Source organism: Halomonas profundus, from assembly GCF_020865425.1.
Classification (GTDB): Bacteria; Pseudomonadota; Gammaproteobacteria; order Pseudomonadales; family Halomonadaceae; genus Vreelandella; species Vreelandella titanicae.
Window position 1 is genome coordinate 4,217,281 of sequence record NZ_CP086344.1, and the last position, 24,299, is coordinate 4,241,579.

At 58.0% G+C, this 24,299-nt stretch carries 20 protein-coding genes; 8 read left to right on the forward strand and 12 right to left on the reverse strand.

The window, feature by feature from the left end; all coding sequences use genetic code 11:
• Positions 1 to 97: 97 nt before the first annotated feature.
• From LMS44_RS19270 to LMS44_RS19280, 3 genes are read right to left on the reverse strand one after another with little or no spacing between them, the layout of a single operon-like run.
• Positions 98 to 1,291 (reverse strand): four-carbon acid sugar kinase family protein, encoded by a 1,194-nt coding sequence (locus LMS44_RS19270; protein ID WP_476488529.1) that lies wholly within the window; start codon positions 1,289 to 1,291, stop codon positions 98 to 100.
• Complete coding sequence (pdxA, locus tag LMS44_RS19275; RefSeq protein ID WP_498946142.1) at positions 1,288 to 2,289, reverse strand: PdxA family dehydrogenase; 1,002 nt, start codon at positions 2,287 to 2,289, stop codon at positions 1,288 to 1,290. Before pdxA ends, LMS44_RS19270 begins: the two co-directional genes overlap by 4 nt.
• Positions 2,286 to 3,050 (reverse strand): SDR family NAD(P)-dependent oxidoreductase, encoded by a 765-nt coding sequence (locus tag LMS44_RS19280; RefSeq protein ID WP_022521906.1) that lies wholly within the window; start codon positions 3,048 to 3,050, stop codon positions 2,286 to 2,288. Before LMS44_RS19280 ends, pdxA begins: the two co-directional genes overlap by 4 nt.
• A 237-nt stretch (positions 3,051 to 3,287) precedes the next feature.
• Here LMS44_RS19280 and LMS44_RS19285 point away from each other — a divergent pair, with 237 nt between their 5' ends.
• Genes LMS44_RS19285 through LMS44_RS19295 form a run of 3 tightly spaced genes read left to right on the forward strand, consistent with a single transcriptional unit; the run spans position 3,288 to position 7,223 of the window.
• Complete coding sequence (locus LMS44_RS19285; protein WP_190374597.1) at positions 3,288 to 4,451, forward strand: fumarylacetoacetate hydrolase family protein; 1,164 nt, start codon at positions 3,288 to 3,290, stop codon at positions 4,449 to 4,451.
• A gap of 46 nt (positions 4,452 to 4,497) precedes the next feature.
• Complete coding sequence (locus LMS44_RS19290) at positions 4,498 to 5,799, forward strand: L-fuconate dehydratase (RefSeq protein ID WP_498946145.1); 1,302 nt, start codon at positions 4,498 to 4,500, stop codon at positions 5,797 to 5,799.
• Positions 5,799 to 7,223 (forward strand): FAD-binding oxidoreductase, encoded by a 1,425-nt coding sequence (locus LMS44_RS19295; protein ID WP_498946147.1) that lies wholly within the window; start codon positions 5,799 to 5,801, stop codon positions 7,221 to 7,223. Before LMS44_RS19290 ends, LMS44_RS19295 begins: the two co-directional genes overlap by 1 nt.
• Positions 7,224 to 7,237: 14 nt before the next feature.
• On the opposite strand, the gene hpaI is transcribed toward LMS44_RS19295, so the two are convergent.
• The 5 genes from hpaI to LMS44_RS19320 all read right to left on the reverse strand — a co-directional run bounded on the left by hpaI (position 7,238) and on the right by LMS44_RS19320 (position 12,172).
• Positions 7,238 to 8,008 (reverse strand): aldolase/citrate lyase/malate synthase family protein, encoded by a 771-nt coding sequence (gene hpaI, locus LMS44_RS19300; protein ID WP_498946149.1) that lies wholly within the window; start codon positions 8,006 to 8,008, stop codon positions 7,238 to 7,240.
• A gap of 16 nt (positions 8,009 to 8,024) precedes the next feature.
• A complete protein-coding gene (locus tag LMS44_RS19305; protein ID WP_009287487.1) occupies positions 8,025 to 9,320 on the reverse strand; it encodes a TRAP transporter large permease in 1,296 nt (431 codons plus the stop codon).
• On the reverse strand, positions 9,317 to 9,859 hold the full coding sequence (locus tag LMS44_RS19310) for a TRAP transporter small permease (protein WP_022521901.1): 543 nt from the start codon (positions 9,857 to 9,859) through the stop codon (positions 9,317 to 9,319). The genes LMS44_RS19305 and LMS44_RS19310 overlap by 4 nt, the downstream gene beginning before the upstream one ends.
• A 123-nt stretch (positions 9,860 to 9,982) precedes the next feature.
• Entirely contained in the window at positions 9,983 to 10,963 is a 981-nt protein-coding gene (locus LMS44_RS19315; protein WP_138799375.1) for a TRAP transporter substrate-binding protein, read from the reverse strand.
• A 309-nt stretch (positions 10,964 to 11,272) separates the two neighbouring features.
• A complete protein-coding gene (locus tag LMS44_RS19320) occupies positions 11,273 to 12,172 on the reverse strand; it encodes a LysR family transcriptional regulator (protein ID WP_022521899.1) in 900 nt (299 codons plus the stop codon).
• 148 nt (positions 12,173 to 12,320) lie between these two features.
• On the opposite strand from LMS44_RS19320, the gene LMS44_RS19325 reads away from it, so the two are divergent.
• Both LMS44_RS19325 and LMS44_RS19330 read left to right on the forward strand, forming a co-directional pair.
• Positions 12,321 to 13,526 carry a CaiB/BaiF CoA transferase family protein gene (locus tag LMS44_RS19325; RefSeq protein WP_022521898.1) on the forward strand — a complete coding sequence of 402 codons (1,206 nt, stop codon included), beginning with the start codon at positions 12,321 to 12,323 and terminating at the stop codon, positions 13,524 to 13,526.
• A gap of 10 nt (positions 13,527 to 13,536) precedes the next feature.
• Positions 13,537 to 14,466 carry a hydroxymethylglutaryl-CoA lyase gene (locus LMS44_RS19330; protein ID WP_138799374.1) on the forward strand — a complete coding sequence of 310 codons (930 nt, stop codon included), beginning with the start codon at positions 13,537 to 13,539 and terminating at the stop codon, positions 14,464 to 14,466.
• A gap of 28 nt (positions 14,467 to 14,494) precedes the next feature.
• Here LMS44_RS19330 and LMS44_RS19335 read toward each other — a convergent pair whose 3' ends face one another.
• From LMS44_RS19335 to speB, 4 genes are all read right to left on the reverse strand, one after another.
• Positions 14,495 to 15,955: an aldehyde dehydrogenase family protein gene (locus LMS44_RS19335; RefSeq protein ID WP_022521896.1), complete on the reverse strand. Its 1,461-nt coding sequence runs from the start codon at positions 15,953 to 15,955 to the stop codon at positions 14,495 to 14,497.
• 9 nt (positions 15,956 to 15,964) lie between these two features.
• Positions 15,965 to 17,608, reverse strand: a complete 1,644-nt coding sequence (locus LMS44_RS19340) for a 5-guanidino-2-oxopentanoate decarboxylase (RefSeq protein ID WP_022521895.1) — start codon at positions 17,606 to 17,608, stop codon at positions 15,965 to 15,967.
• Positions 17,609 to 17,620: 12 nt separating this feature from the next.
• Entirely contained in the window at positions 17,621 to 19,003 is a 1,383-nt protein-coding gene (locus tag LMS44_RS19345) for a YjiH family protein (protein WP_022521894.1), read from the reverse strand.
• A 103-nt stretch (positions 19,004 to 19,106) separates the two neighbouring features.
• Positions 19,107 to 20,057 carry an agmatinase gene (gene speB, locus LMS44_RS19350; protein WP_039859507.1) on the reverse strand — a complete coding sequence of 317 codons (951 nt, stop codon included), beginning with the start codon at positions 20,055 to 20,057 and terminating at the stop codon, positions 19,107 to 19,109.
• Between the two features lie 222 nt (positions 20,058 to 20,279).
• On the opposite strand from speB, the gene LMS44_RS19355 reads away from it, so the two are divergent.
• The 3 genes from LMS44_RS19355 (at position 20,280) to LMS44_RS19365 (ending at position 24,253) form a co-directional block, all read left to right on the forward strand.
• A complete protein-coding gene (locus LMS44_RS19355) occupies positions 20,280 to 21,698 on the forward strand; it encodes a sigma-54 interaction domain-containing protein (protein ID WP_138799373.1) in 1,419 nt (472 codons plus the stop codon).
• Between the two features lie 114 nt (positions 21,699 to 21,812).
• On the forward strand, positions 21,813 to 22,943 hold the full coding sequence (locus LMS44_RS19360; protein WP_138799372.1) for an ABC transporter ATP-binding protein: 1,131 nt from the start codon (positions 21,813 to 21,815) through the stop codon (positions 22,941 to 22,943).
• Between the two features lie 29 nt (positions 22,944 to 22,972).
• Positions 22,973 to 24,253, forward strand: a complete 1,281-nt coding sequence (locus LMS44_RS19365; protein ID WP_138799371.1) for an ABC transporter substrate-binding protein — start codon at positions 22,973 to 22,975, stop codon at positions 24,251 to 24,253.
• Positions 24,254 to 24,299: the final 46 nt, after the last annotated feature.

Below are 24,299 nucleotides of genomic sequence, written 5' to 3' on the forward strand. Positions count from 1 at the left end.
ACCGATCATAGTGCTATATACGTGTCATACCACCAGCTTCAAACTTAGTTGGCTGCCCGCAATCGCGCAACTATCCAGGTAACGATTTTAGTAGTGCCTATGATGATTCAAGCCGTGGAGCGAACTGATGGTATAAGCGCACCAGCAGTTGAGGATCGCCAAAGCCACCTGCTTTAGTCATCACTCGCTTTCGCCTATCGCCATCCATACTCCCTAGTGCCACCCCGGGTGACCACTCCGTCTCGACAGAGATATAACTCACCCCCAGTTGGGTCAATACGGCCATGGCGATATCCCCGCCGGTTAAAAATAGCAAACACGGATCATCGTCCCGCCAGGCAGACGCAATGTCGGCCACTTTGGAAGCCATCGACTCGGCGACTTGGTTTGCCGTGCGTTCCTCACTCTCTCCGGGCACGACCACATAGGCCCCTAAGGCCGGGCTACTATTACAGGGTGTAGCAGAGGGCTCGGTACACGCTTTAATCACGGCCAAACCGGGCACGTATTGTCGCAACTGTTGGAGCTGTTCGGCAGCACGAGGGCTTCTAGAACCGATGGCATAAAGCACTGCATTGACGCTATTCAACGCTCGAAACGGTGCATCAGGCCACCCGAAAAAGCGCTGGGCGATAGCCGTTGCCAGCCCCGCAGCCCCCGCCATCGCTCGACGGCAGCCAGCACTCGACACGAGCTGATAGAGCGCAGCAAGCTCCTCGTCGCTTTGGGCATCGGCGATACAGTCCCCGTTAGGGAGTTGAACGCCCTGACCAAAGCGATAGCGCTGCAGCGGTTGTCCGCTGACGGCAAATGCCTGATCAATGGGGCCGATCAGAGGCGTTGAGAGGGCATCCTGTTGGTAGGTGGTATCAGCCAGTGGAATGCCGTCCACCCACACTTCGGCATTACGCACTGTTCGCCCCTGGGCCGGTACCGCGGGAGCCAGCAGCAGGGGAAAGCCAAGCGCTTCCCGCAGTGCCGTGCACTCTGCGACTACTTGGCCACGCAGGGTTGAATCGACTTTCTTGAACCACTCCTGCGGCGCGACTCGCGTGAGCAAACGCACTGCTTCGCTTACCCGAAGCGCCGCCTCCTCAGATTGCAGGTGGCGGGACTGGGTATTCACGGCGATGACCTCTGGCCACTGACCTTGCCATGCCTCTAGCGTTGTCGCTAATGCCTCCAGGCTAACCACCACGCGGACATCTGCGCCTCGCGCGGCAAAGGGTGCTGAGGTGTCCAGCGCGCCCGAAAGATCATCGGCAATAATCGCCAATCGGCAGCCGCTCATATCTTGGCGCCACTGGCTAACCGTCGCGCATAGGCAATCGCTGATCCCATGTTGGTGGCATCGGCTTTGCCCTGCCAGGCAATATCAAAGGCAGTGCCGTGATCCACCGAGGTGCGCTGAAGCGGCAAGCCAAGGCTGACATTGACCGTGGTATCAAAAGCAATCAGTTTGACGGGGATATGGCCCTGGTCGTGATACTGGGCAATAACCAAATCGAACTCGCCTTTCGAAGCGCGGTAAAACACCGTATCCGCAGAGATCGGCCCGCTCACATCAAAACCCCGTTCCCGCAAGCGTTCCACCGCTGGGGCGATACAGCGACTATCTTCGTCGCCAAAAATCCCCCCTTCACCGCAGTGCGGATTAAGGCCTGCCACGGCAATGCGCGGAGCCTTCATGCCCAACGCGAGCAAGTGCGCGTGTCCTGCTTCAACGGTGGCAATGATGCGTTCAGGGGTCACCCGGTCGATCGCATCACGTAGCGACACGTGAGTGGAAACATGCAGCGTCGAAAGCGTCTCAGATGCCAGCAGCATAAACGACGAGGGCGCACCGGTCAGCGATGCCAGCATCCCGGTGTGGCCATCGTAATGGTGCCCAGCTTCATGCAACGCCGCCTTGTTCAGCGGGGCGGTGACAATCACCTGCGCCCGCCCCGCCTGCACCAATTCCACGGCTTTATGAACGCAGCGAAACGCCATATCACCCGCACCGGCGCTAATTTGACCATCAGCAATCTCAACGCCTTTCGGCACCTCGACCACACCGACCGCCACACAATCCTTATCGCTCTCTGCCTGCTCCAATGGCACGAACTCAAGCACAACACCAACACTTGCCGCCGCACGGCGATAAATAGCCGGGTCACCGATGACCATCGCCGTGGCACGTTCGGTGGCGGACATAGCACTCAGCGCGCGGCAAATAATCTCAGGGCCGATGCCAGCAGGGTCGCCCATGGTGATAGCAATTTCATAACAGCGTGGGGAGCTATTCATGGCATTAACTGCCCGCCGTTGACCTCGATGATTTGACCAGTGACATAGCCACTGAGCGTATCGGTCGCCAGAAAAACGTACGCGCCCACGCACTCTTCCGCCGTGCCCAAACGCCCCATGGGAATCGATGCCCGAGCTGCGTTTAGATGAGCATCGCTTGAGTGGCGCTCATGAAAATCGGTCGCAATCGTACCGGGGGCCACAGCATTCACGCGGATATTATCCCCGGCAAGCTCCTTGGCCATATTTCGCGTTATCGTGCTCACAAAACCTTTTGCTGAGGCGTATAGTCCAGCGCCTCCCCCGCCGCCATTACGTGCGGCAATCGAGGTAGTGTGAATAATATTGCCACCGCCTGCGTGGCGAAAATGCGGTAGCGCTGCGCGGCTGGCCATGATCACCGAGCGGACATTGAGATCCATGACCCGGTCATATTGGTCATCGTCCATCTCATCTAAGCCAACCCGGCCCAGCATGTCCCCCGCGTTATTGATCAACAGGTCTAAACCGCCCAGACGCTCGGCGGCATCGTCGACGAGTTTTTGGGTCTCGCTGGTGTGGCTGACGTCTGCTTTAACGGTAAAGGCGTCCCCACCCGCATCGCGAATCGCCTTGGCCACTGCCTCCGCGGGCGCTTCACTGCTGTGATAATGCACCGCTATGTGGGCTCCCAACGCCCCCAGCTGTTTCGCAACCGCCGCGCCAATGCCACGGCTGGCGCCGGTGATAAGTACTCGCTTACCGTTCCACTCGTCTAACATGAAATTCTCCTTAACACTTTTGCTTTTATTTTGAGAGCCACACTTAGCGAAACCGTCGTCCTCTAGATAGATTTAACTATCGACCCGAAATGGAGCGGTGCGCTAAAGTAAGCAATGAACTGGCATACCTATCATACAAAGCGACATCTATAACATGATAGGCGATGGCGTGTTTAGCGCCAGTCTCCTACCACTGCCAACGATTAAAACTAATTCTAAGAGCGAATGGAGAAGTACATGAATCCACTTTCATCGACGGACACACTTCCCGCCGACCTGGGTAACGCGCTGCTGGTTGGCCGCGTTTGGCTGGAGGGCAGTCATCCTGGCCCCGCGCTAGTGACCGTCAACAACGGTCAGGTGATCGACATTACCGCCTATGGGCCCACCATGGCTGACCTGCTGGAACGCGACGACCTACAAGCGGTAGTGCAGCGAGCGGAAGGCCCCAACCTAGGTAGTGTCGAGGCACTGCTGGAAAACTCTCAGTTACCCCTACCACAAGCGCCCTACCTGCTAGCCCCCTGCGATGTTCAGGCCGTTAAAGCCTGCGGCGTCACCTTCGCTGTGAGTTTGTTAGAGCGAGTGATCGAAGAGCAAGCGGGCGGCGACCCTGCACGAGCGGTGGAGCTGCGCAACGACCTGCAGGCACTGATCGGCACCGACCTTTCCAAGATTGCGCCGGGTTCTGAAGAGGCGATGTCGCTTAAAAAAGCGCTACAGGCCCGCGGCGGCTGGTCGCAATATATGGAAGTTGGCATCGGCCCCGACGCGGAGGTATTTACCAAAGCCCAGCCGCTCTCCTCGGTAGGTTTTGGCACCCCGGTAGGTTTACACCCATCATCTCAATGGAATAATCCCGAGCCGGAAATTGTCCTGGCAGTAGATAGCCGCGGCCAAGTGCGCGGCGCGACTCTGGGTAACGACGTTAATCTGCGCGATGTGGAAGGTCGCAGCGCTTTGCTGTTAGGTAAGGCAAAAGATAACAACGCCTCCTGCTCCATTGGCCCCTTCATTCGCCTGTTTGATGACCACTTCGATATCGACAGCGTGCGCAACTGCCAGGTATCGCTGCGTATTGAGGGTGAAGATGATGACTTTCTACTCCAGGGTGAGAGCGATATGCGCGAAATCAGCCGCGACCCGCTGGACTTGGTAAGCCAAACCATCGGCGACCACCACCAATATCCGGATGGTTTTATGCTGTTCCTCGGTACCATGTTTTCGCCCATTCAGGATCGCGACGGGGAAGGCCAGGGCTTTACCCATCACCTGGGTGATCGCGTCACCATCACCACCCCGGCCCTGGGCGCCCTGGTCAACCGGGTAGGCAGAAGCGATCAATTGCCGCCCTGGACCTACGGTATTCGCGAACTGATGCGCCACTTAGCGCGCCGCTGATTCTAACAATCAATACGCCACTCATATCACAGCCTAGGAGCGCACAATGACAACCATCACTCGCGTCGAGATCCAGGATATTCGTTTTCCCACCTCGCGTTCTCTGGATGGCTCGGATGCCATGAATGCCGCGCCGGACTACTCCGCCGCCTACGTCATCCTGCACACCGATGACAGCAGCCCCGAGGGGCACGGCTTAACTTTTACCATTGGCCGCGGCAACGAGATTGTGGTGACCGCTTTGCACTCCCTAGCGCCGCTGATCGAGGGACGAACGCTTGAGTCGATAACCGACAACATGGGCACGTTCTGGCGAGAAATTACTGGCGACAGCCAGCTGCGTTGGATCGGCCCCGATAAAGGCGCAATTCACCTAGCCACCGCCGCTATCGTTAACGCCGTGTGGGATATGTGGGCGAAAAACGAAGGTAAGCCGGTCTGGAAGTTGCTGGTGGACATGACGCCGGAACAGCTGGTTCGCTGTCTCGACTTCCGCTTTGTGGCTGATGCACTAACGCCGGAAGAAGCGATCTGCCTGCTACGCCGCCAAGCCCCCGGCAAGGCCGCACGGGAAGCCGAAATGCGCAGTGACGGCTACCCCGGCTACACCACATCAGCGGGCTGGCTGGGTTACAGCGACGAGAAAGTGCGCGGTCTGGCGCGTGAAGCGCTGGCCGAAGGCTGGACTCACTTCAAACAGAAGATTGGCGGCGACATCGAAGAGGATGCCCGCCGAGCGGCGCTGCTGCGCGAAGAGATCGGCTGGGACAACGTGCTGATGATGGACGCCAACCAGGTGTGGGAAGTCGACGAGACGATCACCAAGATGCGTCGGCTGGCCGAATTTGACCCGCTATGGATAGAAGAGCCCACTAGCCCTGACGACATTCTCGGCCACGCCGAAATCCGCCACCGGGTTGCGCCTATCGGCGTCGCCACTGGCGAGCACTGTCACAATAAAGTGATGTTCAAGCAGTTCTTCCAGGCGGATGCCATCGACTATTGCCAGCTCGATGCGGCACGTTTGGGCGGGCTTAACGAAGTGATTTTAGTAACGCTGATGGCCGCCAAGTTCGGCGTGCCAATTTGCCCCCACGGCGGTGGCGTCGGGCTGTGTGAGTACACCCAGCATATCTCCCTGTTCGACTATATCGCGGTATCCGGCAGCCTTGAAGGTCGCGTGCTTGAGTATGTTGATCACTTGCACGAGCACTTTATCGACCCGGTAGTCATCAACCGTGGCCGCTATCAAGTACCGGAGGCGCCGGGTTACAGTATCGCCATGCACACTGAATCCCAAGCCCAGCACCGCTTCCCCGAGGGTGCTGCCTGGCAGGAAGAGAGTTAATGACCGACACGACCACCTTTTTAGATGAACTCACCAGCCTGCTCGGCGAGCGCGGTCTGCTGCGCGAGCCGGAGGCCATGGCCCGCTATGTGAGCGACTGGGCAGGCGACACTTTGGGCATGCCGCTGGCGGTGGCCCGCCCGGCCAGTACCTTGGACGTCGCCGAAGTCGTTAAGCGCTGCTACGAGCAAGGCATCGCCATGACGCCCCAGGGTGGCCATAGCGGTTTGGTGGCAGGCGCCTTGCCCGCCGCAAACGGTCAAGAACTGGTGATCAGCCTGGAGCGCTTAAACTGCGTGCGCGCCATTGATCCGGTTAACTTCACCATCACGGTAGACGCGGGCTGTATTCTTGAGAACGTCAAGCTGGCGGCGTTTGAGTATGACTGTGACTTCCCGCTCTCGCTAGGTGCACAAGGCAGCTGTCAGATCGGCGGCAATATCGCCACCAACGCGGGAGGGCTTAACGTACTGCGCTACGGCATGATGCGCGAGCTGGTGCTGGGGCTTGAAGTGGTGCTGCCCGATGGGCGCGTCTGGGAGAGCCTGAACGCGTTGCATAAGGACAACCGCGGTTACGATCTTCAACAATTGTTTCTGGGTAGTGAAGGCACCCTGGGCATCGTCACTGGCGCGGTGCTCAAGCTCTCACCACGCCCGACCCAAAACCGCACCGCGCTGCTCGGCCTGCCCTCCGTTCAGGCGGTGATTGATCTCTACGGTTTGGCGCGCCGCGACTGCTGCGATCTGTTGACCGCTTTTGAGCTGATTCCTCGCCGCTGTATCGAGCTGGCGATTGAAGCAACGCCAGAGCTGCGTGACCCGCTTGAAGACGCGTACCCCTGGTACGTGCTGATGGAAGTCGCGGCCACGGGGCCAGTGGATCTGGGTTCGATGTTGGAAGCGCTGCTGGAAACCGGCATGGAGCGCGAGCTGGTGCTGGATGGCGCGCTGGCTTCCAGCGACACCCAATCCGCCCAGCTATGGCAGTTCCGTGAAAGCATGCTGGAAGGCCAGCGGCGACGCGGTGAGCACCTGCGCACCGATATCTCGGTGCCTATCTCGGCGATACCCGACTTCGTTACCCGGGCAAGCGAGGTGGTGATGGCGGCGTCGCCTGAGTGCGAAATTATTGCCTACGGGCATGTGGGCGACGGCAATCTGCACTTCAACATTCTACCGCCCACGGCAATGGCGGATAGCGATAAGAAAGCCCACCTGCACGACCTGGAAGAGCGGCTGTTTGAGGTACTTGACGGTTTCAACGGCAGCATCAGCGCCGAGCACGGCATTGGCCGCACCAAGCAGGCACCCTACCTGGCACGGCTATCGCCTGTTGAGCGGGAACTGGTCAGCGGCGTTAAGGCGCTGTTCGACCCCAAGGGGCTGATGAATCCAGGCAGGATCTTGCCTGCCGTGGAGTAACCCCGACGCTTTGTTCATTCGTGCCTGAACCGCTCCGCCAGACCGCGCAGGGCATTGGCATAGAGCAGGGCATCGATACCTACCCCAACAAAGGTGCAGCCCGCAGCAAGATAGCCGCGGGCTGCCTGCTCATCCACCGTCACGATACCTGCGGCCTTTCCTGCCGCACGTATTGTGGTGATAGCATCGCTAATCGCCGCGGTGACGTCAGGATGACTGGCGTTGCCCAGGTGCCCCATTGAGGCCGATAAATCCGCCGGGCCAATGAACACCCCATCGACACCTTCTACTGCGGCGATTGCCTCCAGATTGGCAAGTGCTTGGGGGCTCTCTACCTGCAGCATTAGGCAGATTTCGTCATCGGCGCGGGAGAGGTAGTCTTCTGCCTGCCCCCAGCGCGAGGCGCGTGCCAGCACATGACCAACGCCGCGACTACCGCGGGGTGGATAGCGTGTGGCCACCACCAGCTGGGCAGCCTGCTCAGCCGTTTCCACCATGGGGATTAACAGGTTCTGAACGCCAATATCCAGGTAGCGCTTGATCAGCACCGTATCCCCGGTGGGCGGGCGCACCACCGGGTGGCTGCCATAGGGGGCCAGTGCCTGTAGTTGGGCAAGCAGGCTCGATACATCGTTGGGAGCATGCTCGGCGTCAAGCAGCAGCCAGTCAAAGCCTGCCGTGGCGGCAATCTCCGCGGTGTAGGCGCTCGCCAAGCCGAGCCAAATCCCCGTTTGGGGCTGTCCAGCCAGCAGTTGCTGCTTAAACGTGTTGTGCGGCATTTTCATTCGCTTTCCTTTTACATCAATACCCCATAACGTCTGGCAGCCAAGTAGCCAGCCCCGGCACGGCGATGAGCAGTAGAATGGTGGCGATAATCGGCAGTAAGAACGGCATGATCGCCGTAACGACCTGGCCGTAACGCAATCGTGTGATGCCCACCATCAGGAACAGCACCGTGCCAAAGGGCGGGGTGATAACCCCTACTGAAAGCGTGATCACCATCACAATACCGAAATGAACGGGATCTAATCCGGCGCTTAGCGCTGCGGGAACCACAATCGGGGTGAAAATCAGGATGCTTTCAATCACCGACATAAAGCAGCCGATAAGCAGGAAGAACAGCGCAAAGCAGAGCAACAGCAGGATCGTTGGCATATCGATGCTGGCCACCTGCCCCGCCAACGCCTGAGGGATCCCCATACGCACCAGGATCCAGCCATAAAAGCTGGAGACCGCAATAATCAGCAGGATCACTGCACTGAACATCAGGGTACGGCGGAAAGCGTTATAGAGGTCTCGCCAGTTCAAGTCACGGTAGATCAGCCCGCCTAGAATTACCGCGTAGAGCGAGGCAATAGCACCCGCCTCGGTGGGTGTGAAGAAACCACCCCAAATACCACCGACGATAATCGCCGGCATCATTAATGGCAAGATGGCACGCCTACCGGTGCGGGCGACTTCGCAGGCATCAAAGGGTGTGGGCTTGGGCATCACCACCTTGCCACTGGCAGCCAGTAGCACGGTCATCCCCATCAGCAGCAGCGCCATCAAAATACCCGGCAGTAGCCCCGCCATAAACAGCCCGCCAATGCTCACATTGGCTAACCAGCCGTACACAACCAAGGCAATACTGGGCGGCAGAATCGGCCCAATAACGCTGGAAGCAGCGGTAACACCGGTGGAGTAATCCAGCGCATAGCCACGCTCTTTCATGGCTTTGATTTCAATGCTGCCAAGCCCTGCGGCATCGGCAACGGCAGTGCCTGACATAGTGGCAAAAATGGAGCTGGCCACCACATTAGCGTGACCCAGGCCGCCCTTGGTAAAGCCCACCAAGGCAGTGGCAAAGTCAAAAATTCGCGTGGTAGTGGAGCCGATATTCATAATATTGGCGGCCAGAATAAACAGCGGTATCGCCAGCAGAGTAAAGTTGTTGAGCGTTTGCACCATGCGCAGCGGCAGTAACTCAACGGGCAGCCCACCGGTACCAGTAGCCACCAGGGCGATAAAGGAGGTCACGCCAATGGCGACCACCACAGGCAAACCAATGGCCATCAGTACTAACAGGCCACCGACGAAAATCAGTAGTTCGGTCATGGTTGAGAAGCCTCCTCTTCATGGGACGTTTCCAACCACGCCACCGGGCCGCGAAAAGTTTGCCAAAGGGCAATCAGCGCCATGCCCACAAAGCTGAAAAAGATGCCGTAATAGAGATAGCTGAAGCTGATACTTAACGAGACCGTTTTATTGTTGGCGCTCATGTCCGACATAATCCATGCCCCCCAGGCAGCAAGGGCAAAAAAACCGCAGGAAATCAGTGCAGTAAACCGGTACTGAATATTTTTACCCAGGCCTGAAAGCTTGTGACTAAACAGATCGACTACCAGGTGTTCACTGCGCACCCACGCCGATAGCGAGCCAAAGCCAATCGCGTAGATGGCCAACATAGACGCTACTTCTTCGGTCCAGGGCATGCCCAGCCCCAACAAGTCGCGGGCAATGACCGCCGCCACGATCAATAGCAGGATGGCCGCCATTAACGCCACGCCTACCCCATCGCACAGGCGGGTGACGCCGCGCAGCGTATAGAAAGCGATTCGATCCGGCCCTTGGCTGGGCGCTACAGCGTCTTCCACAGCAGAACTCCTTACCCTGACGTCTTTTTTTTGGTTATGAAAACTTATTTGTCATGAAAAACTGGCTTGTCTTGTAAAACAGCGACGGCCCAATGGGCCGCCGCTGTTTTTGCCAAAGGTGTGTTACTCGCTCTGGTTACCCAGGGCATCTTCACGAACACCGTCGGCCATTTCGGCCATGACACGATCAATCGCCGGTAACGCGGCTTCGCGGAAAGCGGCAATATCAGGCTCAATAACCGTCATGCCTTCATCCTGCAGCGCTTCCAGGTAGTACTCATCGAGTTCGCGCTCACGCTCGGTACCGTGCTGACGCGCCACATGAATGGCCTCTTCGATCAGTTCCTGATCCTCGGCTTCAAGACCTTCCCACCAGCGCGCACTCGCCACCCAGTTCCACGGGAACTGCACATGGCTGGTCATAATGATGTGATCCTGCACTTCCCACAGGCGGCGGGTATAGGGCGATGAGAGCGAGTTCTCATGGCCGTCAACCTGACCGGTCTGCATGGCAAGGTAAATTTCGGGAGCGGGCACATTGACGACCTGGGCGCCGATCTCTTCCCACACTTCCATCCATACTGGCAGCGCAGGAAGGCGCATGCGGAAACCATCAAGATCTTCCGGGGTTTCGATGGCTTTATTGGCGGTCATGTGGCGCGGGCCGCGGTGCTGGGTGCCGAAGTATTTAAGGCCGCCCTGACTCTCCGCCTTTTCAATCAGTGCCTGGCCAGAGGGGCTCTCCATATAGGCATCGACTTCGTCCCAGGTTGAGAACACAAAGGGCACAGTAATGGCATCGTATTCAGGCGCGTACTGCTGGCGCCAGTTACCGCCAGTGATAGAGATCTGGGTTTGACCAAGGTTCAGTAGTTCCAAAACGGCATTTTCGCCGCCCAATGAACCCGCCAGGAAGGGACGAACATCGAAACGACCCGGTGCCTGTTCTTCTAAGTACTCAGCAAAGCGCTCCACCGCTGCGCTTTCCGAACCGCCCTCACTCATGGTGTTGTTAACTTGGATTTCGATAGGATTCGCCAAGACGAACGGCGCCGTCGTTAGCATGCCTAGGGTAGCCAGCGTGGCAAGCAGTTGTTTCCGCATGGGATAGACTCTCTACGGTTGTCGTTATTGGGTGTGGTTCTTGTAACTTTCAGGTAACGCTTACGTGATCTTGAAACATGCATCCCAAGGGCTCAAATCGACGTTCAAGAAGGCTGACTTCGTAAAACACGATGGCTAGAAACGCTGCTATAACGGGCTTTTAAATCCATTCCATCACGGCCGTACGACCAAAGATGAATACCGAGCTCCTTTAATCAACCACTGTTTAGCTTGCTTTAGGCCATTGAAAGGGTAGCTATTGGAGCTTTGCTTTCTCAAACCACGAAGCCATAAGGAGAATTTCTTGAGCTATTGCTCATCCTCTTTCTGGGTAAGGTGATCCACCAAATGCCGGGCAGTCACATGCAACGAGGCATAGCGACGCATGCCAATCACCAGTTCGCGCTGAGCCCATGGATCGCTAAGCGGGATACTTTTAAGCTGTAAGTCTCCCAGATCACGATAGATGGTTTGCTCAGGCAGTACGCCAACACCCATACCATGGTGGATCATGCGGCAAATGGCATCGAAGCTGCGTACCTGAATACGCATTCGCAGCGCTTTACCCGCTAGGTTAGCCTGCTCGTTCAACAGCGACTGCAGCGAGGCATCCTGCTGCAAGCCGATAAAATCGAAAGCTAGCGCTTCATTAAAGGCGATGCTTTCACGCCCAGCCAAAGGATGATCGATAGGAGTCATTAACACGAGTCGATCTTGTCGATAGGAGAGCTGTTGAAGGTCGGGCGCCGCGACATGTCCAGCAAAGATACCGATATCGGTCAGTCCGTCGCGAACGGCAGCGATAATTTCGCTGCTGACCCGCTCCTGAAGATCAATTTTGATTTCCGGGTAGAGGCGTGAGAAGGCGCTGAGATCCTGGGGAAGAAAGGCAATGATCGCCGAAGTATTGGAGTGGATACGCACATGGCCGCGGACGCCTTCGCCATACTCGCTGAGCTCGGCCTGCAGGCGTTCAATGTTATCCATAATACGTCGGGCATGATGCAAAAACGCCTGACCTGCGGGAGTCAGTTCTACACCTCTGGGGCGACGATAGAGCAGCGTGGTGCCGACCAACGTTTCCAGGTCACTTATGCGTTTGCTCACCGCGGCGAGAGCTAAGTGTTCACGCTCCGCCGCCGCCGTCAGTCGACCTTCATCCGCCACGGAGATAAACAGTTTAAGGGTGACAAAATCAAAGCGGCGCATCCTACGAACTCCTTGAAAGCAAGCTCCCTATGGTAGCCCACACCTTCGCCAGCCACGAACCCTTTGTTACCCATTGCCTAATTGTCGCCCCTGATTAGCTCACGCATGCTGGCTAATAGTGAACACTCAATGATAAGAGAGAGCCTTAATGAATGCTTCCGAAGCGCGCCAGCTTCCGCTACAGGGCTTAAAAGTACTTGAGCTTGGCCAACTGATTGCAGGGCCTTTCGCCACCAAACTGCTGGGCGAATTCGGTGCCGACGTGATTAAAATCGAGCCCCCCGGCACCGGCGACCCACTTCGCAAATGGCGAATGATTGAAGACGGCACCTCGCTGTGGTGGCACGTCCAAACCCGCAACAAGCGCTCGGTCGCGTTAGATTTACGCAGCGAAGAGGGGCAAGGCCTGGTGCGCCAGCTCGCAGCCGAGGCCGATGTAGTGGTGGAAAACTTCCGCCCCGGCACCTTAGACAACTGGGGGCTAGGCTGGGAAGCGCTCTCCCAACTCAACCCACGCTTAATCATGGTGCATATTTCCGGCTACGGGCAAACGGGGCCTTACCGCGATAAGCCCGGCTTTGGGGTGATTGGCGAAGCCATGGGCGGGCTGCGTTACCTCACCGGCCAGCCGGGAGAACCCTCGGTACGCGTGGGGGTGAGCATCGGCGACTCGCTTTCCGCGCTCTACGCGGTGATTGGCACGCTACTGGCGCTCCAGGAGCGCAACCGCAGCGGCCTGGGCCAAGAGATCGACGTCGCGCTATATGAGTCGGTATTTGCAATGATGGAGAGCCTACTGCCGGAGTTCGATGCCAGCGGCCAGGTTCGCGAACCCAGCGGCAGCGCCCTGCCCGGCATTACCCCCTCAAACGCCTACCGCTGCCAGGGCGGCGATTACGTGCTGATTGCTGGTAACGGCGACAGCATCTTCAAACGCTTAATGGGCGTGATTGGTCGTGATGATCTCGCCAACGACCCGGCACTGGCCCACAACGATGGGCGCAGCCAGCAAGCCGAGGTGATTGATACCGCGATTCAGTCCTGGACAGAAGAGCGCCCACGGGATGCCATTTTACAGGCGCTGGATGAAGCCCGTGTGCCCGCAGGCTACCCCTACACGGCGGAAGATATCGCCTTTGATCCCCACTATTTGGCGCGGGAGATGATTCAAACCTTTACTCGCCCCAACGGTAAACCGCTAAAAGTACCCGGCGTACTGCCCAAGCTAAGCGCTACCCCTGGGCGAATCGGCGACGGCGGCCCCACGCTTGGCCAGCATACCGACGACGTATTGGATGAGTTGGGCATTGACCATGAAACCCGAGCCAAACTGCGCCAAGCGGGCATAATCTAGGAAGTTTATTATGAGCCAGTTATCACCATGCCCCGCCAAGATAGAGATCAACGAAGTTGCTCCCCGGGACGGCCTGCAGATAGAGGCACGCTTTGTGCCCACAGAAGACAAAATCCGCTGGATCGACGCGCTCTCCGCCACCGGGCTACGACGTATTGAAGCAACGTCGTTCACTTCACCCAAAGCAATTCCCAACCTACGCGATGCCGCCGACGTAGTAACCGGCATTCAGCGTCGGGAGGGAGTTGATATCACCGTACTGGTGCCTAATGTAAAAGGCACCGAGCGAGCCCTTGCCTGCCAGGTGGATGAAATCAATCTGGTGATGTCCGCCAGCAACAGCCACGGGCTGGCCAATCTGCGCATGACGCCAGAGCAATCCCTTGAACAATTCGCGGCGATTTTGGAGGTCAGCAAAGTCAGCGGTGAGTTTATCAACGCCTCGCTCTCCACCGCCTTTGGCTGCCCGTTTGAGGGCGAAGTACCCGAAGCACGGGTGTTGGAACTGGTTGAGAAGCTTATCGACCTTGGCATTCAGGGCGTCACGCTCTGCGATACCACCGGCATGGCCAACCCTGCCCAGGTCAAACGCCTGTGCGCAGCCGTGCTTGAGCGCTGGCCGGAAACGCCGTTCACTCTGCACTTCCACAACACTCGCGGCATGGGGCTGGCTAACGCCCTGGCGGCGTGGCAAGCAGGTATTAGCCGCTTTGATGCCTCACTAGGTGGGCTGGGCGGCTGTCCCTTCGCCCCCGGCGCTAGCGGTAATGTATGCACCGAAGACCTGGTGCATATGTTTGAAGCCATGGGCGTCGATACCGGTGTCGATCTGGATGCACTGCTTGAAGTCGCCGCCACCCTTCCCGACCTTATCGGCCATGATGTGCCGGGGCAGGTGGTAAAAGCCGGGAAATCGACTCGGCGTTATGCGATGCCATAAGTTCATGCCTAAAGCTCACGCCTAAGCGTTAGGCAGGCCCAATCACATGCTTCACTTCCAGATAAGCACTTAGCCCCCAAGGGCCTAGTTCACGCCCAATGCCGCTGCGCTTGAAGCCGCCCCAGCCGGTTTCGGGGAGCACCAGCTGCTCGCTGTTGTACCAAATGCTGCCCGCTTTCAGTTGCCGCCCAATGCGTTTTGCCCGCTCGGGGTCGCCGCTAATCACCGTGGCTGCCAGACCAAAGACGCTGTCGTTGGCAAGCTGAACCGCCTCGGCTTCGCTTGCCACGCTGTGTCCGCAGAGCACCGGGCCAAAAATCTCTTCCTTCCACAAGCGGCTTTCCACCGGTACATCGCGATAAAGCGTGGGGGCCAGGAAGTAGCCTTGAGCGGGCAACGTGCGGTGTTGCGCATCGCACACGACCGTTAGCCCTTCCTGTTCGGCCAGATCCAGATAGCGCTGCACGGCGTCGCGCTGCTTGGCGCTGGTCAACGGTCCTAAATCCGTACCTTCGGCAAGCGGGTCGCCCAGCGTCAGCGCATCCATACGCTCGGCAAGGGCTGTGTAGAGTGCTTCGGCCACGTTTTCGTGCACCAATAAACGCGAGGTTGCCGAGCAGATCTGGCCAGCATTGAAGTAGATACCGGCCATTACCCAGTCGGCGGCCTGGGCGGGGTCGGCGTCTTCCATCACCAGAATCGGTGACTTTCCGCCTAGTTCCAGAGAAACGCTGGCGGTACGGGCGCTTGCCGCTTGCATCACCGCTTCACCGACGCGGTTGCTGCCGGTAAAGGAAATTTTATCCACATCCGGATGGTTGGTCAGCGGTACACCGATGCCCTCACCGTCGCCGTTTAGAAGGTTGAGCACCCCAGCAGGTAGGCCAATCTCTAGGGCTATTTCTGCCAGCACCCGTTCGGGGAGCGGCGTAATTTCGGACGGTTTAAGCACCGCGGCACAACCGGCCGCCAAGGCGGGCGCCAGCTTCCAGGCGCTGGTCACCAGCGGGAAATTCCACGGCGCGATCAGCCCCACGACGCCCACGGGGTCGTGATAAGTGCGCGCCTCAACGCCCTCCATTTCCACACTAACCAACTCGCCCTGGCGGGCATCCAGTGCCTTGGCCTGCCCGGCGTAGTAGCGATAGCAGGCAATGGCATCGTCTAGATCGATCTCCGCTTCTGCAAGCGGCTTGCCGTTGTTGGTCGCTGAAAGCGTGATAATCGAGTCTCGGCGCGTTGCCAGTGCATCGGCAAACCCCTCAAGGTATTTAGCCCGTGCGGTTCCGCCCAGCGCCTGCCAGGCGGGCTGCGCCAGCTTTGCAGCTTTGACGGCGGCGTCGACATCCGCGGCGTCACCTGCCGTAACCTGGGCAATCCGCTCTTCGCGGTAAGGATTCATCACGTCGAGCAGTCGGGTGCCCGCCGAGGGCACCCACTGGTTGTCGATGAATTGTTGATTGATAAGTTGCTGGCTGAGTGACTGCATGGAAATATCCTAGTCAGAAAATGCGCACGCACGCTGCCAGGCAGCAGCGTCAATTTCGATCAATAGAGGCCCGTTGGTTTCCCGGTTGGCGAGCGCCTTAGCAAACTCGGCGGGGCTTTCTACCAGCACGCCGGGGCAGCCAAAGCCTTCGGCCAGGGTGAGGAAGTTGGGCGCCTGAATATCCACGCCCAGGCGCGCAACACCATTGGCATCCATATAGCGACGAATCTCTTCGTAACCGGCGTTGTGCCAGAGCACAATCACCACGGGCAGGCGCTCTTCTACGGCGGTTGCCATTTCCGAGAGCGTAAACATCACCCCGCCATCACCCACCAGTGCCACCACCGGCAGATCCGCTCGCGCAAGCTGTGCGCCCAGCGCCGCCGGCAGCCCATAGCCCAATGTGCCGTAGCCCGTTGAGGCATTGAAGTAGCGCCTGGGCGCTGGCTGGCTGACCAGGTGGTTACCGGCATACACCGGCGCGGTGGAATCGCCTACCAGAATGGCCTCGGGTAGATGCTCGACAAGCGTTGCATACAGCGGCACAAAGTCGCTAAAGGCCGGGTCGTTGTGAAGGCTCAGCGCGCTCAATACGGCCGCGGTTCGCGCCTTGCCGTGGCGGTATAGCGGCTCAGGGAAGTAGCCAAGAAGAAGTTCAAGGCTACGCCCGGCATCGCCGACTAGCCCCAGCGTTACGCGCTGATTGCGCACCAGCTGCTCAGGGTCGAGGTCAATACGAATCAGCGTGCCGTTGAGATGAAAGCCGCCATCAAACACAACATCGTAGTCGGTCTCGCCAAGCTCGGTGCCCACCGCCAGAATCACATCGGCATTGGCGGCTAGTTCACGAACTGCGGGCAACGCGGCATTAGCGCCCAAATCCAGCGGATGGTCACGTCCTAGCAACCCTTTGGCGTTAATGGTCGTTACCGTGGGGGCATCAAGATTTTCTACTAATGCTCGCGCTGCTTCTGGGGCTGAAACGCAGCCACCGCCTAATAGCACCAGGGGCTGTTTCGCCGCATGTAACAAACGGGCGGCTTCGGTAAGCCCTTCTGGATCAGGCGCGGCCCGATAGAGCCTAGGCGCCTGCCAACTCACCGGCGCTTTCACCGGTGCATTGAACAGGTCGATGGGGATTTCGATGTGCACCGGTCCCGGTCGCGCGCCGTTGAACACGGCAAAGGCCTGGGCCAGCACCTCGGGTAGTGTATTGGCGTCCAACAGCGTGTGGCTGAATCGCGCCACGCCGCTGATCATCTGTTGCTGGCTGGGCAGCTCGTGCAATCGCCCTTGGCCCATGCCCAGCGTATCGCGACGGTTAACGCTTGAAATCACCAGCATGGGGATCGAATCCGCCAGGGCCTGGCCCATGGCGGTGGCCATATTGGTCATCCCCGGCCCGGTGATAATTAGGCACACCCCCGGCTGACCGCTGGCCCGGGCATAGCCGTCGGCCATAAACCCAGCGCCCTGTTCATGGCGTGGGGTTATATGCTGCACATCGCTGCCTTCCAGCCCGCGATAAAGCTCCACCGTGTGCACGCCTGGGATGCCGAACAGGGCCCGCACGCCGTAAGTATCGCGCAGCAGGCGGATCAGCAGTTCGGCACAGGTCATGGGGGCTTGCTGGCTCTGCGCTTTATTGGTCATCGTTTCGGCCCCTTAAAAGAAAAACGTATGGGCCATAAAGGCAATGATTGGCAGCGTAATGGCGGTACGCAGCAGGAAGATGGCAACCAGTTCCCAGAGCTTGATGGGAATTTTTGACTTGAGCAGCAGCGCGCCGATTTCCGACATGTAGATCAGTTGGGTGAGCGACAGGCAGGCAATCACAAAGCGGGTAAGCTCGCTTTCGATATTGGTCGCCAGCACCGCGGGCAGGAACATATCGGCAAAGCCCACCAGGGTGGCGGGCGCTGCCGCTTCTGCTTCAGGAATCCGCAGCAGCTCAAGCACCGGTACCATGGGGTAAGAGAGCCAGGTAAACAGCGGAGTAAATTCCGCCAGAATCAGCGCCACCGTGCCAATGGCAAACACCAAGGGAAGTAGACCAAGGAAAATATCCATCACGTTGAGGAGCGCCAAACGTGCCAGCTCACGGGGCCCGGGAGCTCCAGCGGCGCGATTGGTGGCCTGAATCAAGCTGTAACGGAACAGACCCACTTTTTCAGTGCGCTCTTCGCTCAACTGGCAGCCCACGGGCTCGTAATAGTCATTGGATTTGCGCGACAGCGGCGGCAGGCGCGGCACAATCACTGCAGCGATCAACCCGGAAACCACCACCGTAAAGTAGAACTGCACAAACAGGTGGTTGATATCGACAAAGCTGGTGACGAGCAGCGCAAACGCAATCGACACCACGGAGAAGTTGGTGGCAATGACCGAGGCTTCGCGGCGGTTATAGAAGCCCTGCTCGTACTGCTGAGTGGTGATCAGCACACCGACGGTGCCCGATCCCATCCATGAGGCGGTGGCATCAATAGCGCTGCGTCCCGGCAAATTAAAAATCACCCGAAACGGCTTACGTACCATACTGCCGATGAACTCCATAAAGCCAAACTCGACTAGAAACGGCAGCAGCAGCGCAGCAAAGAAGAAGAACGTTAATAGTACCGGCGCCAGATCATTGAGCATCACCCCACCGGTAAAGGACGCAGTGACGAACTCTGGCCCAAACTGAAAATAGGTCATCACAGCAAACAGCGCGCCTAAAACGCGCATCACTAACCACACTGGCCCGACATGAAACATTTCGTGCAGCATGCCTTTTTTGGCCCAGGCAGGGTTAGCTAGCTTGGCGTAAATCGTCGCTACCACCGACAGGCAGAGTACCACTACCGCAATAGCTGGCAGCGCCGAGCCTAGCAGGGTTTGCAGGCTATCGGCCATTAGGCCCATGCCGATGTTAATGGTATCGCCCACTTGAAAAGGGACGAGAAACAGCAGCACCCCAATTAGCGATGGAATGATAAATTTCAGTAAGTGCGCGCGGGGTATCGGTGCCGACGAGGTCGGCTGTTCCGATTTAACGTTGCTATACGACATAGGGGTCACCCATTGGAAGTGATTCTTGGAGGTGGCTGGCGGCGTAGCTAGGTCAGTACTTTTTTATTTAGTCGCTATTTCTTTGTTAGCTATTTGGTCGGCGTCACTCGCTGTGTTTAACGCCCGGCAGTACGCAAAGCATTTCATACAGCAGCGTGGCGCCCATCAGCGCGGTGTTGCCGCTGGGGTCATAAGGTGGTGACACTTCCACCAGGTCGCCGCCGACAATATTCAGCCCAGCGGCACCGCGAACCAGCTCCAATCCTTGGCTAGAGGTCAGCCCGCCCATTTCCACCGTGCCGGTGCCGGGGGCAACAGAAGGATCCAGGCCGTCGATGTCGAAACTGATGTACACCGGAATATCGCCCATCTGCTCACGCACCTCGGCCATCAAGGGCGCTAGCGAGCGATACCAGCACTCTTCGGCGGGCACGACACGAAAGCCCTGGTCGCGACACCAGTCAAAATCTTCAGCGGCATAGCCGGTACCGCGCAGGCCGATTTGCACTACCTTGCCATGGGCCAGCAACCCCTCCTCCTGGGCACGACGAAACGGCGTGCCGTGGGCAATTGGCTCGCCGAACATGTGCTCATTGACATCGGCATGAGCATCGATATGAATCAACCCCACCGGGCCGTGTTTTTTGGCCATGGCGCGAAGGATAGGCAGCGTTAGGGTGTGCTCACCGCCCAGGGTCAGCGGAATGCAGTCATGTTTCAGTACGCCATCGTAAAAGGCGGTGATGATGTCGACGCTTTTCGGCAGATGAAAGGTGTTGATAGGCACATCACCGATATCGGCCACTTGCAAGCTTTCAAAGGGCGCGGCGCGGGTCGCCATATTGTAAGGGCGCAGCATACGCGACTCATCGCGAATCTGGCGTGGTCCAAGCCGCGTGCCGGGGCGGTTTGAAGTGCCGATATCCATGGGAATGCCAATAAATGCCGCATCCAAACCCTCGGCTGTCTCTTGGGTGGGCAGGCGCATCATGGTGGCAGGGCCTGCAAAGCGCGGCATGGTGTTTCCGCCCAAGGGCTGATTAAACTCCGACATACACATCTCCTTATATTTTTGGCGGTGAGCACGGTGTAGGTATTGGCCTAGCTCTTTTCACTACTCTTCTAAAGTCATTGCACAGACCATGCCAAGTCGTAGATGCCTATAAAGTGGTGGGATTAGCGACCAAACGATGCAAAAATGAATCAACTAGAGGCTTTTTTAATTCATTTTTGTATCAAAGATTCATAAATGAATCACTCAGAGGAGTTGGCTGCGATGAGTGAAATAGACAGGCGTGTGCTGCGAACCATTGTGGAGACCGCAAACGACCACTTCTTTATCGTCAGTGGCGATGGGCAAATAGTGGATATTAGCCCAGGAGCAGAAGCGGTTTACGGGGTATCCAGAGAAGAGCTGCTCTCCAGCAGTGTGCAGCAACTGCAAGCGGCCGGGGTGCTCAAACCCTCCATCACCATGGAAGTGATGCGCACCCGCCGGCCTGCACAGCTTATGCAGGTCACCGGAACAGGCCGCCGGGTGATTGCCGAAGCCTATCCTGTATTCGTCGACGGCAAGCTGGAGCGCATTATCAGCCGCTCGCGGGATTTAACCGACTTGCAGTTACTGCAGGACGAATATGCGCTGCTGCAAAAACGCTTTAGCGAACACTTAAAGCGCAGTCAGGCAGCGCCAGACGCGGAAGAGCAGGCGTTGGATGACGCCCTGGACAATTTGCAGGTGCGTAGCAGCGTGATGCGTGAAATTGCGCTGCTGCTTAAGCGGGTCGCCCCTTCGGATGCCAATGTGCTGATGCTGGGTGAATCAGGTGTGGGTAAAACCGCCTTTGCCAAGCAGCTACACCGCTGGAGCCAGCGCTGTGACGGCCCCTTTATCGACGTTAACTGCGCGGCGATTCCAGAGAATCTGTTTGAGTCCGAGATGTTTGGCTACCAGCCCGGCGCTTTCAGCGGTGCCGCCCGCCAGGGCAAAGCCGGGCTGTTAGAGCAGGCCGAGGGCGGTACGCTGTTTTTGGATGAAATAGGCGAGCTGCCGCTGCTAATGCAAACCAAACTGCTCAAGGTGATTCAGGACGGTAGCTTGACCCGACTGGGTGACACCCGATCACGCAAAGTCAATTTTCGCTTGGTCGTGGCGACCAACCAGGATTTGGGCAAGCAAGTAGAAGCAGGACTTTTTCGTCTGGATCTTTACTACCGCCTCAATGTGATCCCGGTCACCCTGCCGCCACTTCGTGACCGCCGGGAGGATATCCCCGACCTGGTTGAAGCGTGTTTAAACCGGCTCAACCAGCGCTACGGGCGGCAAAAAATTCTTGATACCCGCGTTTGGTCGACACTGATGGGCAGCGAATGGCCGGGTAACGTCCGCGAGCTGGAGAACTGGCTAGAGAGAGCTTGGCTTTCCAGCCCCACCGATCAAATCGAAGAGCCTGCCGCACTCCCTCACGCCGAACAGTTCCCGGCCAACTTGCCGAGCGCCTCGCCAGCAAGGTCGGCAGTAGCACTCGAGCCCCAGGAAACCCTCAAGCAGTACCTAGCGCGGCTGGAGCGTGAAACGCTTGAAGAGCTGTGCAACACACTCCCCAGCACCTATGCCATTGCCGAGCGGCTGGGCATCAGCCAATCCAGTGTGGTGCGCAGGCTTCAGCGCTATGGCATTAAAGTGACCAAGTGAATTTTTATCTTGACACAGCGGGTGTCATCAACCATCCATGTAAGTGTCATGAAACGGCAACACCTTCAACACAAGCTGAACCAATAACAACCAACAGCCGGTGATGTGTGTGCTATGTCAAACCAATCGCGTATTCGCCTGGAGCGCGTCACTAAACGTTGGGGCGCGACCACTGCCGTCGATGAAATCTCCTTCGATGTCACGCCTGGGCAATTTGTCATTCTGCTCGGCCCTTCAGGCTGCGGTAAATCCACCACGCTACGCATGATCGCGGGCCTGGAAGAGGCCAGCAACGGACGTATACATATCGGCGAGCGCGACGTCACACACCTGCCGCCCGGCGACCGTGGGCTGAGCATGGTGTTTCAGTCCTACGCGCTGTTTCCGCATTTGAGTGTGGCTGACAATATCGTGTTTGGCCTGCGCAGCCGCAAGGTACCCAAAGCCGAGCAGCGCGAGCGGCTAGCCAAGGTGGCCGAACTGGTTGATTTAACCGATTATCTGAACCGCAAACCTGCCCAGCTTTCCGGCGGTCAACGCCAGCGGGTTGCTTTGGCGCGCTCGGTTATTTCCGAACACCCGATCTGCCTGATGGATGAACCGCTATCCAACCTGGACGCCCGGCTGCGCAGCGACATGCGCCGGGAAATCAAAGCATTACAAAGCCGCCTGAATATGACGGTTATCTACGTCACCCACGACCAGGTGGAAGCCATGAGCATGGGCGATCGTGTGATTCTGATGCAGCACGGCAAAATAGTTCAGGACGGCACCCCGGACGAGCTTTATAACCGCCCCGCTAGCGCTTTTGCCGCCAGTTTTATTGGCAGCCCCGCCATGAACCTGCTGCCCCTAGTGGCCGGTGAGAATGGCGCCGTTATCGAAGGCGAACCAAGTACCCCCGTAGCCCCCTTGGATGCCGCTGGTGGACACTTGGGCATCCGCCCGGAAGATATCGAACTGCGAATCGCACCCGCTTCCGGCGTACCCGCTAACGTATTAAGTGAAGAGTATCTTGGAGCGGACACCATTGCTTATGTCGCGGTGGGATCGCACACCCTACGCGTGCGGCTTAGCGGCAAGCAGGCACTGACAGGCCAGCCATGCAGCCTCTATTGGACTCCACAGAATACACACCTTTTCGATGCCGAAGGCCTGCGGCGGGATGACCTGACGCCGCCCCCATTTCCCAACTCATCTCGAAGCGTTCCTCGTCCACCGGCGGTGGGCTCTTTCCAACACTGACAGCAGTATTGACACTTGCGGAGTCTCTTATGTGTTTGCGTACCCCTTTTGCAATGACCGCCCTGGCAGCGGGCTTGTTAAGCGCCGCCCAGGTAAACGCGGATAGCGTCGATCTGACCATGTACTACCCGGTCGCGGTGGGCGGTGCACTCACCGACGTTGTTGATAATCTGGTGGAAGAGTTTGAGAGCGAATACCCCGATATCAATGTGGAAGCGATCTACGCCGGTAACTACGACGACACCCGCGTGCGCGCCATGTCGGCGATGGAAGCGGGTGATACACCGCAGCTGTCGGTCATGTTCTCCATCGATCTATACGAGCTGATTGAGCAGAATGCCATCGTCGCTTTTGACGACCTGATCGAAACCGATGAAGAGCGCGAATGGCTCGATGGCTTCTACCCAGGGCTGATGGAAAATGGCCAACTGGACGGTAAAACCTACGGCATCCCCTTCCAGCGCTCCACAATCGTACTGTTCTGGAACAAAGACGCCTTTGAAGCCGCTGGCCTAGACCCCGAAACACCCCCGGAAAACTGGGAAGAGATGGCCGAGATGGCGGCGACTGTGCGCGAAGCCTCCAACGGCGAGCAGTGGGGCGTGATGGTGCCGTCGACTGGCTACCCCTACTGGATGTTCCAAGCCTTCGCCTTTCAGAACGGCCATCGGTTAATGAGCGAAGATGGCACCGAGGTCTACTTTGACGATCCCGCAGCGGTTGAAGCGCTGGAGTACTGGGTATCGCTGGCCACCGAGCACAATGCCATGCCTGACGGCACCATTGAGTGGGGCACCCTGCGCCAGAACTTCCTGGAAGAGTCCACGGCAATGATGTGGCACACCACGGGCAACCTGACCGCCGTACGCAGCGAAGCCAATTTTGATTTTGGCGTCGCCATGCTGCCGATGAAAACCCAGCGCGGCAGCCCTACCGGCGGCGGCAACTTCTACATTTTTGAAGATGCCACTGAAGAAGAGCAGCGCGCGGCGATGACCTTTATTCGCTGGATGACCGCTCCCGAGAGAGCCGCTGCCTGGTCGATTGAAACCGGCTATATGGGCGTTAGCCCCGCCGCCTACGAAACCGACGCGCTGCAAAGCTATGTGAAAGAGTTCCCACCCGCCGCGGTTGCCCGCGACCAGCTTGAACATGGCACGGCGGAGCTTTCCACCTACCAGGGTGGCCGTATTCGCCGCGCCTTGGATAACGCCGTGCAGGCGGCACTCACCGGTCAAATGACGCCGCAAGAAGCGCTTAGCCAGGCGCAGCAGGAAGCCGACAGCGTGTTGCGCCGCTACGCCCGCTAATCGTTAGCCATTTGACTGTTCGCCGGGGCATGCCCCGGCTTTTCCA

Bases quoted from the DNA above. Each gene is read 5' to 3' on its own strand.
- LMS44_RS19270 (WP_476488529.1), bottom strand. From the start codon at position 1,291: ATGAGCGGCTGCCGATTGGCGATTATTGCCGATGATCTTTCGGGCGCG.
- pdxA (WP_498946142.1), bottom strand. From the start codon at position 2,289: ATGAATAGCTCCCCACGCTGTTATGAAATTGCTATCACCATGGGCGAC.
- LMS44_RS19280 (WP_022521906.1), bottom strand. From the start codon at position 3,050: ATGTTAGACGAGTGGAACGGTAAGCGAGTACTTATCACCGGCGCCAGC.
- LMS44_RS19285 (WP_190374597.1), top strand. From the start codon at position 3,288: ATGAATCCACTTTCATCGACGGACACACTTCCCGCCGACCTGGGTAAC.
- LMS44_RS19290 (WP_498946145.1), top strand. From the start codon at position 4,498: ATGACAACCATCACTCGCGTCGAGATCCAGGATATTCGTTTTCCCACC.
- LMS44_RS19295 (WP_498946147.1), top strand. From the start codon at position 5,799: ATGACCGACACGACCACCTTTTTAGATGAACTCACCAGCCTGCTCGGC.
- hpaI (WP_498946149.1), bottom strand. From the start codon at position 8,008: ATGAAAATGCCGCACAACACGTTTAAGCAGCAACTGCTGGCTGGACAG.
- LMS44_RS19305 (WP_009287487.1), bottom strand. From the start codon at position 9,320: ATGACCGAACTACTGATTTTCGTCGGTGGCCTGTTAGTACTGATGGCC.
- LMS44_RS19315 (WP_138799375.1), bottom strand. From the start codon at position 10,963: ATGCGGAAACAACTGCTTGCCACGCTGGCTACCCTAGGCATGCTAACG.
- LMS44_RS19320 (WP_022521899.1), bottom strand. From the start codon at position 12,172: ATGCGCCGCTTTGATTTTGTCACCCTTAAACTGTTTATCTCCGTGGCG.
- LMS44_RS19325 (WP_022521898.1), top strand. From the start codon at position 12,321: ATGAATGCTTCCGAAGCGCGCCAGCTTCCGCTACAGGGCTTAAAAGTA.
- LMS44_RS19330 (WP_138799374.1), top strand. From the start codon at position 13,537: ATGAGCCAGTTATCACCATGCCCCGCCAAGATAGAGATCAACGAAGTT.
- LMS44_RS19335 (WP_022521896.1), bottom strand. From the start codon at position 15,955: ATGCAGTCACTCAGCCAGCAACTTATCAATCAACAATTCATCGACAAC.
- LMS44_RS19340 (WP_022521895.1), bottom strand. From the start codon at position 17,608: ATGACCAATAAAGCGCAGAGCCAGCAAGCCCCCATGACCTGTGCCGAA.
- LMS44_RS19345 (WP_022521894.1), bottom strand. From the start codon at position 19,003: ATGTCGTATAGCAACGTTAAATCGGAACAGCCGACCTCGTCGGCACCG.
- speB (WP_039859507.1), bottom strand. From the start codon at position 20,057: ATGTCGGAGTTTAATCAGCCCTTGGGCGGAAACACCATGCCGCGCTTT.
- LMS44_RS19355 (WP_138799373.1), top strand. From the start codon at position 20,280: ATGAGTGAAATAGACAGGCGTGTGCTGCGAACCATTGTGGAGACCGCA.
- LMS44_RS19360 (WP_138799372.1), top strand. From the start codon at position 21,813: ATGTCAAACCAATCGCGTATTCGCCTGGAGCGCGTCACTAAACGTTGG.
- LMS44_RS19365 (WP_138799371.1), top strand. From the start codon at position 22,973: ATGTGTTTGCGTACCCCTTTTGCAATGACCGCCCTGGCAGCGGGCTTG.